Below are 14167 nucleotides of genomic sequence, written 5' to 3'. Positions count from 1 at the left end.
GGACCGCCGCCACCTTCTCCTCCGGGCTGTAGCGCCGCGTCTGCGGCTTCCCGGGAACCTGTTCCTTCGGCATGTACTCATCCTCGTTTCCAAGGTCACGAGCCTCCAAAGAACCCAGTGCGGTTCACAGTGACGATTTAAGGTCGACTTTCTCCCGGCTGGGTGGGGGCTTGGAATGATTGCATGCGCAGCGCCAAGTCCTGTGGCGCTTAGCCGGTGGGCGCAGCCGGCAGGTGGTGTGCTGTCTCATGATGGGCCTCGCCAAATAGTTGGCACCATTTCGCCGACTACTTGGCAACGCGCCATCTTATTTGGCAAAGAACAGACAACAAGATTCGTCAGAACGAGTTGTGTCAACTCGCCCTCAGTGAATGCCGATAAGATACATTATGTAAACTAAAAGGCTGCATATTACAACAGATGAATCATTCAGCCGCCACCGCAGCCCGCCTGCCTGTCACCGGCTTCACCTGGGCATTCGATCCGTCTGGGGCGCCCACGAGACGGTGAAACGACCCTGCCCCATCGGAGTGTTGCTCTTCGGTGGGTATCCTATGACCTGCGGGTATTGCCTTCTCGTCTCATTGGATGCATGATTGATTCATCAGATGAATCGTGTTGTGGAGGTTCCAATGCGGATCGACGACGTTGGTCGAGTGCACTTGGTGGACGCTGTTCCCGTCTTGCGACCCGAGGAACAGATCGTCGAGATGATGCTCGACGGCTGGCGCAATCAACAACTCTCCCGCAACCTCCAGTTCGCCACGATCGATCAGCGGATCAATTGCGTCCGCCGGTTCATGAAGCACTCGAATGAGGAGCCGTGGAACTGGACGCCAGCCATGGTCGAGGAGTTCTCGGCTGATCTGCGGTCGATACATCACGTCGCGCACTCGACGCTGCGTAGCTACCACAACTCGCTCCGTGCTTTCACCTCGTATGTCAGCAACCCGGACTACGGCTGGGACCTCGTGTGCGAGAAGCATTTCGGGACACACCCCGCTCAGGTCTTCTTCGATTGGAATACGGCCCGCCATGTCCAAGAAGACGACGGGCAGCCGAGTCGGCGACCGTACACTCGCGAAGAACTGGACGCCCTCTTCGATCACGCAGATGATGAGGTCGAGCGGATCGGGAAAACTAACCGCAAGGGCTGGCAGGCAGCCTATCGAGACGCGACAATGATGAAGGTTGCCTACGCATACGGACTGCGTTTCAACGAGCTGCGGCATCTCCAGACGATCGACTTCGCGCGTAACCCGCACGCTCCCGAGTTTGGGAAGTTCGGGGTGTGCAAAGTCCGATTCGGCAAGGCCCGCCGCAGCTCGCCCCCGAAAGGGCGGTCGATACTGACAGTGTGGCGGTGGATTCCGCCTGTGATTGAAGACTGGCTGGCTAACGGCCGCGGAGAGCCGGGAACTCTGGATCTATTCAACAGTGAACGCGGAGGCCTGATCGAAGAGACCACGTTGCTGCGCCGACTCAAGAGGTATCGCAGCGAACTCGGGATCCCGGACGGCGTTGATCTGCATTCTTTTCGCCGCAGCTACGCCACTCACCTACTGGAGGCGGGCTGGGACCCTCGATTCGTGCAGGATCAGATGGGCCACGAACACGCGTCGACGACGGGGATCTACCAGTTCACGTCGGATGAGTTCCGTTGCTCGTCACTCCGCGCTGTCCTTGATCGCACCGTCAGTGATGCGCTGACGACCGGCGCAGGGAGGAATCGATGACCAGACGCGATGTCGATTACACGTGGCGCCTCGCCGAGCTGATGGCCGCGCGTGGGATGAACAACACCACTGATCTCGTTCCCCTTCTCGCTGAACGAGGAATCACACTCTCGCGGCCACAGGTCTATCGCCTGGTCAACCAGCGTCCCGAACGTGTCTCCCTGCAATTGATCGCGGCCGTCTGCGACATCTTCAGTTGCGAGCCGGGCGACTTGCTCACAGTCACTGCTGCTGACGTACGACACAAGAAGGCCGTCAACTTCTCTCCCCCGAACGTCGTATCCCTCGACCGTAGTGCGCGACCGCGACGAGCAAACATCCTCGATGAGTAACCCGCCGCCTGTGAGGAGCAGCAATGCAACCGGAAGGGCTGAACCCGCGTAACACCGTACGAGGACGCCCTCGCGTCACTGACGGCTTTCGTGACTGCGCCCGGTGCGGTAAGCCGTTGCGTCGCGTCCAGGCGACTTGGCCTGAAGGCATAATTTGCTTCGCATGCTGGTTCACAGCCATCCACACACGAGGAGAATGCCCGCAGTGTGGCGTCGACCGCCTCCTCCCGGGGCCACCTGACGAGAGCGGACGAAACCTGTGCGCACCGTGCGCAGGGATCCATGATGACTTCCGATGCAGTCGATGCGGCGAGGAAGCTGGGCATCACCGCAAGACCCTCTGCGCACGATGCGCACTTCGTGACGACCTACACACACTACTCGGCGGCGTTCCGACCGACCCAACGCTCGCCGGGCTCGTCAATGTTCTTTGCGCGGCGGACCGGCCGGAGTCGATCATCATTTGGAAACGTTCACCGAAAGTGCAGCACCTCCTTCGTGCTCTTGGCGACGGCAGCATCCCGTCAACCCACGAAGGCCTCGACTGCTGCCCAGGGCGCGCCACCGAGCACCTTCGCGCGCTTATGCAGCACCACGGGCTGCTTCCACAGCGCGATCCGTGGCTTCCCGTGTTCGAGCAGTGGATTCAAGCCAAACTTGGCGATCTACCTATTGAGGTGCGACGCCCTGTCGAGCGCTTCGCCGTCTGGCACCACCTGCGCCGAATCCGTGAGATTGAGGCGGCCGGTGGGCAGACTCGCCCGTCGATTCGTTCGGCGAAGCAGGAGATCACCGAGACGGTGAAATTCTTACGGTGGCTGTATGAGACGTACGACCGCGGCGCGCAGGACTGCACCCAGCAGGATATTGAACAATGGGTCGCCAGCGGCCCGACCACCCGCACCGCGATTCGCACATTCGTAGTCAAAACGCTGCCCTCGTTCACGGGAACCTCGATCCCCATGGAACATCGCGCCGCCAGATCGACGCCGACGATATCCCAGGATCAGCGCCTCGCCTGGATCTGTGAGTTGCTGGAAGGGACAAGTGAGTCACTCCCCTACCGAGTCGCTGGCATCTTGATCCTTCTCTACGCTCAGCCGCTCAAACGAATCGCTGTTCTGCGTATCGACGCAGTTGATGACGACCAGGGGCGAATGACGATTACGTTCGGGAAGCACCCGGTCGATGTACCGGAACCGTTCTCCGCGCTTCTTCGCGACTACCTGGTCAATCGGCCGAACCTCCGAACAGGGTCTGACTCGTCAAGTCCCTGGTTCTTCCCCGGCACCCACGCCGGCAACCATATGCACGTCGACACGATCATGCACCGTCTCCGGCACCTTGGACTCAGTAATCTTGGTGCTCGAAACCGCGCCCTCGACGAACTCGTCGTCGAATGTCCGCCACCGATCGTTGCCGACGCTCTCATGTACAGCTACCAGGTAGCCACGAACCACGCCGCCAACGCCGGCGAGCCGTGGTCCCGCTATGCCGGTCGCCGGATACGGGAACCGTAACTGTCTCAATGGTGCCTCAGCAGCAGGTGTCGAGAACTGCGCGGAGTGCTTCCAGGTTGGCTGGTTCGGCGCGGTAGAGATTGTTGACTCCGCGGCGTTGCGAGGACACCAATCCGGCGCGTCGGAGTTGGCTGAGGTGATGTGTTGCGGTTCCGCCGGAAACACCGACGGCAGCGGCGAGGTCACTGGCGGTCATTTCACGGGTCGGGGCGCCCATGAGAAGAGAAATCACCTGTACACGAATCGGATCGGCGAGCGCTCTGAGCCGCAGCGCGAGCTCGATGGCATCGTCGGTCGACATCGGTCCGGCAGCCAGAGGCGCGCAGCAAATTGGGGCACTGACATCGACGATGGGCAGGGACTTGGGCATGGCGTCCAATCTACCAACATTCTTTGACATACATCAAATTAATGGATACAACAGACTCAGTCGAAGAGTTCGACATTCATCAAAGTCTTGGAGGTTCTCATGTCCCGCGTCCAACTCGCCCTCAACGTCAGCGACCTGGAGTCGTCGATCGCGTTCTACAGCAAGCTGTTCAATACCGCTCCGGCCAAAGTCAAGCCTGGTTATGCCAACTTCGCCATCGCCGAGCCCGCCCTGAAACTGGTCCTACTGGAAAACAGTGGCGTCGGTGGCACGATTAATCACCTCGGCGTTGAAGTGGATTCCAGCGATGCTGTTCACGGCGAGATCGCGCGTCTGACCGGCGAAGGACTGTTCACTGAGGAACAGATCGATACCACCTGCTGCTTCGCCACTCAGGACAAGGTGTGGGTCGGCGCTCCCGACGGGGAACGCTGGGAGGTCTACACCGTCCTGTCGGACTCGGACACCTTTGGCGAGGCACCCAACCTCGCAGCGGACGACTCTGACCTCGGACTGACGCAGAGTTCGCACAAGTCATCGGAATGCTGCACCGCGACTTCGCCGTGCTGTTGAAGTGTTGATGCAGGCAACGGTGACGGGATGCTGGCGCAATCGGTGGTACTCCGTCATCGTTGCCAACTATATCGATAGATGTCAATATAGATGTATGTCGAAGTCACTGGGTATTGAGACCTTGGGTATACGGTGTTCGCCGCTGGTGCGTGAGCCGTTGACGTCCGAGCAGTCCGCGCAGGCAGCATCGGTGTTCAAGGCACTCGCTGATCCAGTGCGGTTGCAGTTGTTCAGTCTGATCGCCAGTCACGACGGGGGTCAGGCGTGCGTCTGTGACATCTTGCCCGCGGTGGACGTCTCGCAGCCGACCGTCTCTCACCACTTGAAGGTTCTGCGGACAGCGGGGCTCCTCGAGTCCGAACGTCGCGGATCGTGGGTGCACTACCGAGTCGTCCCGGCAGCTCTCAACATAGTTGCGGGCGTCGTCGTGCCGCTCACCCGGGAAGCTAGCGTATGAGCGCTTCGGAACCGCCACGCAGTGTTGCGAGCAACATGCCGGCGCTGGATCGGTTCCTCCCGGTGTGGATCGGGTTGGCAATGGCCGCCGGGCTGCTGCTGGGCCGGTTGATCCCTGGGCTGAACACCGCGGTGGACAAGATCCAAGTCGATGGGATTTCCCTGCCGATCGCACTCGGTCTATTGATCATGATGTACCCGGTACTGGCGAAAGTCCGTTACGACCGCCTCGACACCGTCACAGGAGATCGCCGACTATTGATTGGATCGCTGGTCCTGAACTGGGTGATCGGACCGGCACTGATGTTCACCCTTGCCTGGTTGCTACTACCGGACCTGCCCGAGTACCGCACGGGCCTGATCATCGTTGGCCTTGCCCGCTGCATCGCGATGGTCATCATCTGGAACGACCTCGCATGCGGTGACCGCGAAGCCGCCGCCGTTCTGGTCGCGATCAACTCCGTGTTTCAGGTCCTCATGTTCGCTGTGCTGGGCTGGTTCTACCTATCGGTCTTGCCGGGCTGGCTCGGTCTGGAACAGACCACGATCGACGCCTCACCATGGCAGATCGCCAAATCGGTGTTGATCTTCCTCGGCATTCCCCTGCTCGCCGGATACCTGAGCCGACAAATCGCGGAACGTCGCCGCGGCCGCGACTGGTACGAGCAGACGTTTCTTCCACGGATCGGACCGTGGGCGCTGTACGGACTGCTGTTCACGATCGTGCTGCTGTTCAGCTTGCAAGGCGACCAGATAACCTCAAACCCCGGAGACGTGGCACGTATCGCGTTGCCACTGTTGGCGTACTTCGCGATCATGTGGGGCGGCGGCTACCTCCTCGGCGCGCTCCTGGGCCTGGGCTACCAGCGAACCACGACCCTCGCGTTCACCGCGGCAGGCAACAACTTCGAGCTGGCCATCGCCGTTGCGATCGGCACCTACGGCGCCACCTCCGGCCAGGCACTCGCAGGCGTTGTCGGCCCGCTCATCGAAGTCCCGATCCTGGTCACTCTGGTCTATGTCTCACTCGCCCTGCGCAAGCGATTTCCTCCCAACCCGCCATCCATAACCACAACTGTGGACCCGTCCAGGAGCGTGAATTGATGCCCAACAGTCCGACCCCGTCCGAATCCACGCCGAAGGCCGGGACGAGGCCGAGCGTGCTGTTCGTGTGTGTGAAGAACGCTGGCAAGTCGCAGATGGCCGCGGCCCTGATGCGCCAGGCTGCTGAGGGCATGGTCACCGTGCACTCGGCAGGAACCAGGCCCGGCAACGAGGTAAACAGTCTGTCCGCACAGTCCCTGGCCGAGATCGGCATCGACATCACCAGCCAGACCCCGAAACCAATCGATCCCGGGTTGCTTTCCCTCGTGGATATGGTGATCACCCTCGGACGCGAGGCACTTGTCGACCCACCGACCGGTGTTCGGGTAGTCAACTGGGACACCGACGAGCCCTCCGAGAGGGGTATCGATGGGATCGAGCGGATGCGCATGGTCCGCGACGATATCGCCGCCCGCGTCACCGCGCTGGCAGCCGAACTCACCACCCCGGCCGCCAAGGCCGGGTCGAGACTAGAAGCTACAGCGAGACCGACGAACGCCACCACAGAGCCCGACCACTAGTTCCGAGGACTGAACTACCCGCTACCGGCAGCACCTGACCTGAAATCTGCGGTCTTCGATATCTCTAGGAACCAGCTGACTGGCCATGACGTGGATCGCAGCGTGAGCGTCCTCGATTGTTCCCTGTCGTGGAGGGAATATCTGTAGGTGCTCCACAACAGAGAGCCGCTATTCAGATGTAGATAGCTATGGGCTGTGTGTGCACTCGCTGGCGGTCAGTGCCGCGCCGCGAACCGCTCGACGGACCGGACCGGACCCGACACGATCAGCAAATCGTCCTCTCCGATCACGGTGTCGAGTCCGGCGAACTCGTAGCCACCTCCGGGGCGCCGAACGGCGACGATCGTCACCCCGAACCGGTTACGAACACGGCTCGACTTCAGGGTGACGCCGAACAATTCGCGGGGAGCCGGTGCCTTGGCTATCGCGAACTCCTCGTCGAACTCGATGTAGTCCAGCATGCGGCGGCCAGTGACTAGGTGCGCGACTCGCTCACCCATGTCGTGCTCCGGAAGCACCACATGGTGGGCACCGACTCGTTCCAGAATCCGACCGTGTTGTCGCGACGTCGCTTTGGCCCACAAATCGGTCACCCCGAGGTCGGCGACCGCAGAGACGGTCAGGATGCTCGCCTCTAAGTCCGATCCGATGCACACGGCGACGTGGTCAAAGTCAGCTACCCCCAGTTGGACCAGCGCAGCCGGGTCGGTTGAGTCGACGATGGCACTGTTGGGCAGGTCGTCGGTATATCGCTGCACCGTCCCCGGATCGCTGTCGAATCCGACGACGTCGACGCCCTCCCGCACGAGTTCGGCGGCGAGGGAGGCGCCAAAGCGGCCGAGGCCGATCACGGCGACGCGGCGTGCAGGGTGCAGTGGTCTTCTCTTAGCCAATGATCGGACGCTCCTCTGGTCTCTCGTAGCGGCGTGGTCGATCGCGCAAGGCGAGTGACGACGCCAGGGTGATCGGACCGAGTCGTCCGATCAGCATCAGTGCGGTCAGCACCAGTTGACCGGCGTGGCCCACATCGGCGGTGATCCCGGTGGACAGGCCAACCGTGCCGAACGCTGACACCGACTCGAATAGGACTTGGTCGAGGCTGAAGTCGGTCGCGTACAACAGGATCAACGTCGATGTCATGACGGCGCCGACCCCGAGGAGAACCACGGTGACGGCTTGCCGCTGGACGTCAGGCGTTATCCGGCGGCGCAACGCGTGCACCGTCGGTTCGCCGCGGACCTCTGCCCAGATCACAGAGCCGAGCATGGCGAATGTGGTCACCTTGATTCCGCCCGCAGTACCGGCGCTGCCTCCACCGATGAACATTAGGACGTCGGTGGTCAGCAGTGAGCCCGAGGACATCTGTCCCACGTCGATGCTGTTGAAACCTGCGGTGCGTGGTGAGAATCCCGCGAACAAGCCCGCGAGCAACTTGTCGTGCACTGGCATCGGCCCGAGGGTGCCCGGGTTGGTCCATTCACTGATCGTCAGGGCGAGCACCCCGACTACGGCGATCACCGCGTACGTCGACAGCGTCATGCGGGTGTGCAGGGAGAACCGGTACCCACGCCGCCACGCCGCCCGCCACAGCTCGAACAGCACTGGAAAGCCGAGGCCACCGATCACGAAACCTGCGGTTATCGGGCCGATGATCCATGGGTCGCCGACGAAACCCACCAGACTGTCCCGGTACGGCGCGAATCCCGCATTGTTGAACGACGAGATCGAATGGAAGACACCCAGGTAGATCGCGTGGGGCAGTCGTTCTCCGTAGCCGACCGCGAACCGCGTGGTCAGCACGATAGCGAGCACGGATTCGACGATCACAGTCATGGCCAGGACACCGACGACGACACGGCGTGTGTCGCCGTAGCCGATCGCTTTCGTCTCAGTCTGGCTCGCCAACTGCATGCGTAGACCGACACGCCGTACCACGACAAGCCCCAGCACTGTTGCCAACGTCATGACGCCGAGTCCACCGATCTGGATCAGTGCCAGGATCACGATCTCGCCGAACGCCGACCAGTGCTCTCCGGTATCGACGACAGCCAGCCCTGTCACGCAGGTGGCTGACGTCGCGGTGAACAGTGAGGTGACCAGGCCGGTAGCCGCGCCGTCGCTAGACGACACCGGGAGCATCAGCAGTACGGTTCCAGTCGCGATCACTCCGACGAATCCCACTGCCATCAGTCGCGCGGGCACCCATAGTGCCGCACGCCGACTGGTCCGCGGTGCCGATCTCACTCGGCAGAGCGTACGCCCGCGGACCGCGACTCGGTAGAGTGAGGCCCGGTGTGCCGGGAAGTCTGGTCGGCGATAAGTCGTCATGCTTGCCGAGGAGAATAATTGTCCGCCAATAGTCCGCGTTTACGCCGAGCTTTCGCACGAGGCCCCGTCGCCGAGACGAGGCGCGTCATCGAACTGCTGCGTCGAGAGACCATCGGCGGGTTCTTACTCGTCGGTGCCGCGATCGTCGCGATTGTCGTGGCCAACACTCCGCTCATCGACGTCTACGAGACGATCCGCGACACCACGTTCGGATATGCGCCTTGGCATCTGCGACTGACCGTAGGGCAGTGGGCATCGGACGGACTCCTTGCCGTCTTCTTCTTCTTGGTCGGACTGGAGCTCAATCGCGAGATCGTCGCAGGCTCACTGCGTTCGGCACGCGCTGCAGTCGTGCCGGTGTTCGCAGCGGTCGGCGGTGTAGTGGTACCCGCGTTGATCTACTTCGGGATCAACTTCGGCCGCGACGCCGTCCACGGCTGGGCGATCCCCACCGCGACCGACATTGCGTTCGCCGTCGCAGTCCTCGCCGTTGTCGGGCGAGGGTTGCCTGCCGCGCTGCGCCTGTTCCTCCTCACTCTCGCCGTGGTCGACGACCTCATCGCGATCGTCATCATTGCCGTCGTGTACACCGAGTCGGTCAAGCCGACCCCGCTGCTCGCAGCGCTCGTACCGATTGCGTTGTTCGCCTTCCTCTCACGTCGTTTCGCCGATTGGTTCGCCGCACAGCGCTGGCCGGCCTGGATGGTGCTTCTACCGCTGGGCGTCGTCGCGTGGGCGTTGGTGCACGCGTCCGGAATTCACGCGACCATCGCGGGCGTAGTTCTCGGCTTCATGGTGCCAGTGCGTAGGGGCGGACAGGGTCTTGCCGAGGAGTTCGAGCACCGGTTCCGGCCGATATCGGCGGGCGTCGCGGTGCCGGTGTTCGCGTTCTTCTCCGCAGGTGTAGCGGTCGGAGGATGGTCCGGCCTCGGCTCGATGATCTCCGATCCGATCGCAATCGGTGTCATGGCAGGGTTGATCCTCGGCAAGCCGATCGGCATCCTCGCGGCCACCTGGCTCACCGTGCGGTTCACCGGAGCCGAGCTCGATCCGTCGGTGCGATGGGGCGACCTGACGGGCGTCGCGGCGCTCACCGGTATCGGCTTCACCGTGTCGCTGCTGGTGGCCGAGCTCAGTTTCCCCGGCGATGAGACTGCCCTCGATCACGGCAAGGCGGCGGTTCTCGTTGCATCGCTAGTGGTAGCAGTCGTCGCCGGATCGATCCTCTCACTGCTGGGACGACGCCGTGAGGCGGCGAGTGACCGCCCAAGGAAGGCGAACTGACCGGGCAGTACCGACTGCGCACCTCCCGGGACCCGGCCGTCCCGATCGGACGAGAAGTAGGTTACGTTCCGAAGCGGCATTCAGCCGCGCCGTTGCCGCAACCTACGGCACACCTCCGGGTGCCCGGCGCACAGGTTCACCGGATCGATCCGGCGTTGGTGCAGGCACACAGCGGGCTCGACCGGGTGGCGGATGACGCCTTCGCCACCAGCCAGAAGTTGCCGTCGGAGAACCGACTCTATTGTTCAACGTTCGAAGGGGAAGAGCTACACGCCGAAATTCCGGCGTGGTACTGCGCACCTGGTGCCCCAATCCCGGACTGACGACCGCTGACGTCACCCAGACGGCTATAGAGGTCTCGACCGGCACCGCTTGTAGGTCAGTGTTGACGCCGCCCGGATCAGGAGGGCACCCCAGTGTTGGTGGGAGGTGACACCACCGTGGCGGGCGCTCAGAGCGGCGCGCAACTCGGTCTGGCTTGGATAGGGGTGTCTTGCCGAGGGTGAGACTCGGTTCCAGCTATCCCAGCGCGAGCTCGGTGCCCGCTGCGGGCGCGACGGTGTCCCCCACGCAGCCATGGCGCAGGTGATGATCGCTCGAGGTCGTCCGGGGTGGCCCAGTCGCGGGATTGGACGGACAGTGCTTGCACCACCGCGGCGTAGTATCGAGCGATGGTGGCGACGGCATCGCCTGGCGCTGTGAGGTCGCCGTCGATGAGTCCTTGGTCGAGGCGCTCCTTGATCGCAGTGAATTGTGAGCGTCGGATGTTTGCGAGGAGCTCTCTGACTTCGTGGTTCTCGACCGCGCCGGTGGGTGCGGCAAGGACCAGCACGCAGTAGTGGACGGGTGATCTGATCGACGGTGGTGCGCAGCATGGCGTGGACCGCGGCGCGGGCCGTCGGGTGCTCGGTCAAGGCACGTGAAGGTAGCGAGGGTATACCAGGACCGTGTCCCGGTTGACCGATTCAGGCGATCTTCCGACGGTAGCTGACCATGGCGAATGCGTACGCGACCACGAGGGTGCCGATGCACCAGGTCATCGCGACCCAGATGTCTGTGCCGACCGGCTTGCCGGCGAACAGGGTACGGATGGTGTTCACAATCGAGGTCACCGGCTGGTTCTCGGCGAACGCGCGCACCGGGCCGGGCATGGACTCGGTGGGTACGAAGGCCGAGCTGATGAATGGCAGGAAGATGAGCGGGTATGAGAACGCACTCGCGCCGTCCACGGACTTCGCAGTCAGCCCCGGGATGACGGCGATCCAGGTCAGCGCGAGGGTGAAGAGGATCAAGATGGCAGCGGCCGCGAGCCATTCGAGCACTCCAGTGCTGGCTCGAAAACCCATGAGGACAGCGACGCCGACGACGACTATGAGTGAGACGGCGTTGGCGACGACCGAGGTGAGCACGTGCGCCCACAATACGGACGAGCGGACGATCGGCATGGACTGGAACCGCTCGACGATCCCACCGGACAGGTCGGTGAAGAGTCGGACCGCGGTGTAGGCGATGCCCGAGGCGATGGTGATGAGCAGGATCCCGGGTAGGAGATAGTTCACGTACGAATCGGTACCCGGCGGCTGGCCGGTGTCGATCGCGCCGCCGAGGACGAAGACGAACAGCAGCATCATTGCTATCGGCATGATCGCGGTGGTGATGATGGTGTCCGGGCTACGCAGGACGTGGCGCAGTGACCTCCCGGTCAGGACTGCGGTGTCGGCGAAGAAGTAAGTGGCCATCTGGTGCTCCTTACCTGTCCGTGCCGGCGGCGTCGCGCGCGGTGTTGTCCGCGTCGTGGTCTCCGACGAGGGCGAGGAAGACGTCCTCGAGCGTGGGCTGCTTCTCGACGTACTCGACCTTGGTCGGCGGGAGAAGCTGTTTGAGTTCGGTGAGAGTGCCGTTGACGATGATCCGGCCCTGGTGGAGGATTGCGATCCGATCGGCGAGTTGTTCGGCTTCGTCGAGATACTGCGTGGTCAGCAGCACTGTCGTACCGCCATCGGCGAGCTGCTTGATGGTCTGCCATACCTCGATCCGACCTTGGGGGTCGAGCCCTGTCGTCGGTTCGTCGAGGAAGATGATCGGCGGGTTGCCGATCAGGCTCATGGCGATGTCGAGTCTGCGGCGCATGCCCCCGGAGTAGGTGGCTGCCTTCCGGGCCCCAGCGTCGGTGAGGTTGAAGCGGGCGAGTAGGTCATCGGCGATCTCGCCGGGAATTTTCAAGTGCCGCAACTTGGCCACGAGCACGAGGTTCTCCCGGCCGGTGAGCATCTCGTCGACGGCGGCGAACTGGCCGGTGAGGCTGATTGACTCCCGTACCTCGGCTGGTTGAGTGGCGACGTCGAAGTCGTCGACGATGGCGGTGCCGGCGTCGGCGGTGAGCAGCGTCGCGAGGATCCGCACCAGCGTCGTCTTCCCGGCTCCGTTGGAGCCGAGCAGGGCGAAGATGCTGCCCGGCGTCACCTCGAAGTCGACGCCACGTAGCACCTGGACATCCTTGAAAGACTTCTCGATGCCCTGCACACGGATCGCCGCCGGTGCGTCCGTCTTCGCCATTGCAGTGGTCATCATGGCTTCTCCTCGTTCTCGGCGCGCTCGATCGCGTCCGCGAGCCGGCGCTGCTCTTTGCCGATCCAGCCGGCGAGCCCGTAATTGTTCTTGAATGTGTCGACAAACTCCACCGGGTCATCGCCCACGACCTCCCGCACTGGCGTGCTATCTGCCGCAGCCCGCTCGAACAGCTCGGCGAGATCGTCCATCATCTGCAGCAGGTAGTCCCCGTCGGTGGGGCCGAACATCATGAGGTACCGCTCGACTCCCTCGACGGCCGTGCGGTGGCTCGGCGGCAGCTGCTGGACCCGCGCCTTGTACGCGCGCCAGCGCTTTTTCTCCTCGAGCGATCCGGTGATCGTCTCGATCCAACGTGCGGCCATGACTACTCTCCTTGTCCCTGTGGGTGTTCGATCTGATCGCGGAGGTGCTCGATTCGTTCGGCGAGGAAGTTCCAGGTCGTCCAGAACTCGCTGAGGTACCCCTGGCCGTCGGTGTTGAGCGAGTAGACTTTGCGCGGCGGGCCCTTCGCCGACGCGACCTTCTCCACGTCCACGAGGCCGTGTCGCTCGATCCGCACCAGCAGGGCGTAAATAGTGCCCTCGGCGATGTCAGTGAAACCCTGCTCACGCAGCCATGCCGTGATCTCGTAGCCGTACGCGGGCCGACCCGCGAGAATGGCGAGCACGACGCCTTCCAAGGTGCCCTTGAGCATCTCGGTTTCCAGCCTTCCCACCCGGTCCTCCCGCTACTCTATGACAATGACTACCTGGTAGATAGTAAGCACAAGTACCAGTAAGTTGCAACGCTAAGTAGCGGAGGTCCCAACGGCCTCGGGCACCGTGGCGGAGGACTGATGCTCCTATTGGGTGTAAAGCGGCGGCGGTGAGAGTGAGGTTCTTTGCCTGGCGGGTCGGTCGCAGGTCGCTGTAGTCCGGTACAGCGCAGTGTCCGGTCAGTGCGTGGAAGATTTGTCGGGCTACGGCGCGTTTGAGTGCACGAAAGACGGCATCAATGGCACAGCCTTTGGCCAGATGGGTATCGCGGTAGGCCTGGGTGGCGGTGTCGTAGGAGAGCCGGACGGTGACAAAGTGGTGCAACGCGGCGTTGGCTTGCCTGTTGCCGCCTCGGCATAGGCGGTGCCGGTCGGTCCGTCCTGAGCTGACCGGAATCGGTGCCGTGCCGCACAGCGCGGCGAACGAGGCAGAGGTGCGCAGGCGGTCGGGGTTGTCGCCGGCGGTGATCAACTACAGGAGTCGCTGAGCTTGTCAACGGCGGGTGAAATCTGACCCCCTATCGACGTCTGAAACCTGACCCCCTTTGATGGTTGGTTACTGCTGTTCGCCCGGTTCGGGCGAAGTTGTGAGGAGCTCCCGTCGGGAGCGGGTCCGGT

At 62.7% G+C, this 14167-nt stretch carries 15 protein-coding genes and 1 pseudogene; 8 read left to right on the top strand and 8 right to left on the bottom strand.

Annotated features, from left to right (window positions below; genetic code table 11):
* Positions 1 to 632: 632 nt before the first annotated feature.
* From ACSEEN_RS20800 to ACSEEN_RS20790, 3 genes are all read left to right on the top strand, one after another.
* On the top strand, positions 633 to 1736 hold the full coding sequence (locus tag ACSEEN_RS20800) for a tyrosine-type recombinase/integrase (protein WP_440714194.1): 1104 nt from the start codon (positions 633 to 635) through the stop codon (positions 1734 to 1736).
* Positions 1733 to 2068, top strand: coding sequence for a helix-turn-helix domain-containing protein (locus tag ACSEEN_RS20795; RefSeq protein ID WP_440714193.1), 336 nt, complete (start codon positions 1733 to 1735; stop codon positions 2066 to 2068). The genes ACSEEN_RS20800 and ACSEEN_RS20795 overlap by 4 nt, the downstream gene beginning before the upstream one ends.
* A gap of 482 nt (positions 2069 to 2550) precedes the next feature.
* A complete protein-coding gene (locus ACSEEN_RS20790; RefSeq protein WP_440714192.1) occupies positions 2551 to 3588 on the top strand; it encodes a site-specific integrase in 1038 nt (345 codons plus the stop codon).
* Between the two features lie 16 nt (positions 3589 to 3604).
* Here the strand turns inward: ACSEEN_RS20790 and ACSEEN_RS20785 are convergent, their stop codons facing one another.
* On the bottom strand, positions 3605 to 3958 hold the full coding sequence (locus ACSEEN_RS20785) for an Rv2640c family ArsR-like transcriptional regulator (protein ID WP_440714191.1): 354 nt from the start codon (positions 3956 to 3958) through the stop codon (positions 3605 to 3607).
* A 99-nt stretch (positions 3959 to 4057) separates the two neighbouring features.
* Between ACSEEN_RS20785 and ACSEEN_RS20780 the strand changes: the two genes are divergently transcribed.
* The 4 genes from ACSEEN_RS20780 (at position 4058) to ACSEEN_RS20765 (ending at position 6612) form a co-directional block, all read left to right on the top strand.
* Positions 4058 to 4531 carry an ArsI/CadI family heavy metal resistance metalloenzyme gene (locus ACSEEN_RS20780; protein WP_440714190.1) on the top strand — a complete coding sequence of 158 codons (474 nt, stop codon included), beginning with the start codon at positions 4058 to 4060 and terminating at the stop codon, positions 4529 to 4531.
* Between the two features lie 94 nt (positions 4532 to 4625).
* Complete coding sequence (locus ACSEEN_RS20775) at positions 4626 to 4988, top strand: metalloregulator ArsR/SmtB family transcription factor (protein ID WP_440714189.1); 363 nt, start codon at positions 4626 to 4628, stop codon at positions 4986 to 4988.
* Complete coding sequence (gene arsB / locus ACSEEN_RS20770) at positions 4985 to 6091, top strand: ACR3 family arsenite efflux transporter (RefSeq protein ID WP_440714188.1); 1107 nt, start codon at positions 4985 to 4987, stop codon at positions 6089 to 6091. The genes ACSEEN_RS20775 and arsB overlap by 4 nt, the downstream gene beginning before the upstream one ends.
* On the top strand, positions 6091 to 6612 hold the full coding sequence (locus ACSEEN_RS20765) for an arsenate-mycothiol transferase ArsC (RefSeq protein ID WP_440714187.1): 522 nt from the start codon (positions 6091 to 6093) through the stop codon (positions 6610 to 6612). Before arsB ends, ACSEEN_RS20765 begins: the two co-directional genes overlap by 1 nt.
* Before the next feature lie 215 nt (positions 6613 to 6827).
* Here the strand turns inward: ACSEEN_RS20765 and ACSEEN_RS20760 are convergent, their stop codons facing one another.
* The gene (locus tag ACSEEN_RS20760) at positions 6828 to 7463 is read right to left on the bottom strand and encodes a potassium channel family protein (RefSeq protein ID WP_440714186.1); all 636 of its coding nucleotides are present in this window, start codon (positions 7461 to 7463) and stop codon (positions 6828 to 6830) included.
* 34 nt (positions 7464 to 7497) lie between these two features.
* Positions 7498 to 8799, bottom strand: coding sequence for a TrkH family potassium uptake protein (locus ACSEEN_RS20755; RefSeq protein WP_440714185.1), 1302 nt, complete (start codon positions 8797 to 8799; stop codon positions 7498 to 7500).
* Between the two features lie 159 nt (positions 8800 to 8958).
* Here ACSEEN_RS20755 and nhaA point away from each other — a divergent pair, with 159 nt between their 5' ends.
* The gene (gene nhaA / locus ACSEEN_RS20750) at positions 8959 to 10224 is read left to right on the top strand and encodes a Na+/H+ antiporter NhaA (protein WP_440714184.1); all 1266 of its coding nucleotides are present in this window, start codon (positions 8959 to 8961) and stop codon (positions 10222 to 10224) included.
* Between the two features lie 965 nt (positions 10225 to 11189).
* On the opposite strand, the gene ACSEEN_RS20745 is transcribed toward nhaA, so the two are convergent.
* The 5 genes and pseudogenes from ACSEEN_RS20745 to ACSEEN_RS20725 all read right to left on the bottom strand — a co-directional run.
* Positions 11190 to 11963, bottom strand: a complete 774-nt coding sequence (locus ACSEEN_RS20745) for an ABC transporter permease (RefSeq protein ID WP_440714183.1) — start codon at positions 11961 to 11963, stop codon at positions 11190 to 11192.
* 10 nt (positions 11964 to 11973) lie between these two features.
* Complete coding sequence (locus ACSEEN_RS20740) at positions 11974 to 12795, bottom strand: ABC transporter ATP-binding protein (protein ID WP_440714182.1); 822 nt, start codon at positions 12793 to 12795, stop codon at positions 11974 to 11976.
* On the bottom strand, positions 12792 to 13157 hold the full coding sequence (locus ACSEEN_RS20735; RefSeq protein ID WP_440714181.1) for a DUF1048 domain-containing protein: 366 nt from the start codon (positions 13155 to 13157) through the stop codon (positions 12792 to 12794). The genes ACSEEN_RS20740 and ACSEEN_RS20735 overlap by 4 nt, the downstream gene beginning before the upstream one ends.
* 2 nt (positions 13158 to 13159) lie before the next feature.
* On the bottom strand, positions 13160 to 13510 hold the full coding sequence (locus tag ACSEEN_RS20730; RefSeq protein ID WP_440714180.1) for a PadR family transcriptional regulator: 351 nt from the start codon (positions 13508 to 13510) through the stop codon (positions 13160 to 13162).
* Positions 13511 to 13864: 354 nt separating this feature from the next.
* Positions 13865 to 14021 (bottom strand): annotated as a pseudogene (locus ACSEEN_RS20725) (transposase); the annotation flags it as partial.
* Between the last annotated feature and the right edge of the window lie 146 nt (positions 14022 to 14167).

This window comes from Gordonia marina (assembly GCF_052036135.1).
In the GTDB taxonomy this organism is placed as follows: Bacteria; Actinomycetota; Actinomycetes; order Mycobacteriales; family Mycobacteriaceae; genus Gordonia.
This window is presented reverse-complemented; position numbering and strand designations above follow the sequence as displayed.

Excerpts from the sequence above, each read along its gene's own strand:
- ACSEEN_RS20800 (WP_440714194.1), top strand. The coding sequence starts at position 633 with ATGCGGATCGACGACGTTGGTCGAGTGCACTTGGTGGACGCTGTTCCC.
- ACSEEN_RS20795 (WP_440714193.1), top strand. The coding sequence starts at position 1,733 with ATGACCAGACGCGATGTCGATTACACGTGGCGCCTCGCCGAGCTGATG.
- ACSEEN_RS20785 (WP_440714191.1), bottom strand. The coding sequence starts at position 3,958 with ATGCCCAAGTCCCTGCCCATCGTCGATGTCAGTGCCCCAATTTGCTGC.
- ACSEEN_RS20780 (WP_440714190.1), top strand. The coding sequence starts at position 4,058 with ATGTCCCGCGTCCAACTCGCCCTCAACGTCAGCGACCTGGAGTCGTCG.
- ACSEEN_RS20775 (WP_440714189.1), top strand. The coding sequence starts at position 4,626 with ATGTCGAAGTCACTGGGTATTGAGACCTTGGGTATACGGTGTTCGCCG.
- arsB (WP_440714188.1), top strand. The coding sequence starts at position 4,985 with ATGAGCGCTTCGGAACCGCCACGCAGTGTTGCGAGCAACATGCCGGCG.
- ACSEEN_RS20765 (WP_440714187.1), top strand. The coding sequence starts at position 6,091 with ATGCCCAACAGTCCGACCCCGTCCGAATCCACGCCGAAGGCCGGGACG.
- ACSEEN_RS20755 (WP_440714185.1), bottom strand. The coding sequence starts at position 8,799 with ATGGCAGTGGGATTCGTCGGAGTGATCGCGACTGGAACCGTACTGCTG.
- ACSEEN_RS20745 (WP_440714183.1), bottom strand. The coding sequence starts at position 11,963 with ATGGCCACTTACTTCTTCGCCGACACCGCAGTCCTGACCGGGAGGTCA.
- ACSEEN_RS20740 (WP_440714182.1), bottom strand. The coding sequence starts at position 12,795 with ATGATGACCACTGCAATGGCGAAGACGGACGCACCGGCGGCGATCCGT.
- ACSEEN_RS20735 (WP_440714181.1), bottom strand. The coding sequence starts at position 13,157 with ATGGCCGCACGTTGGATCGAGACGATCACCGGATCGCTCGAGGAGAAA.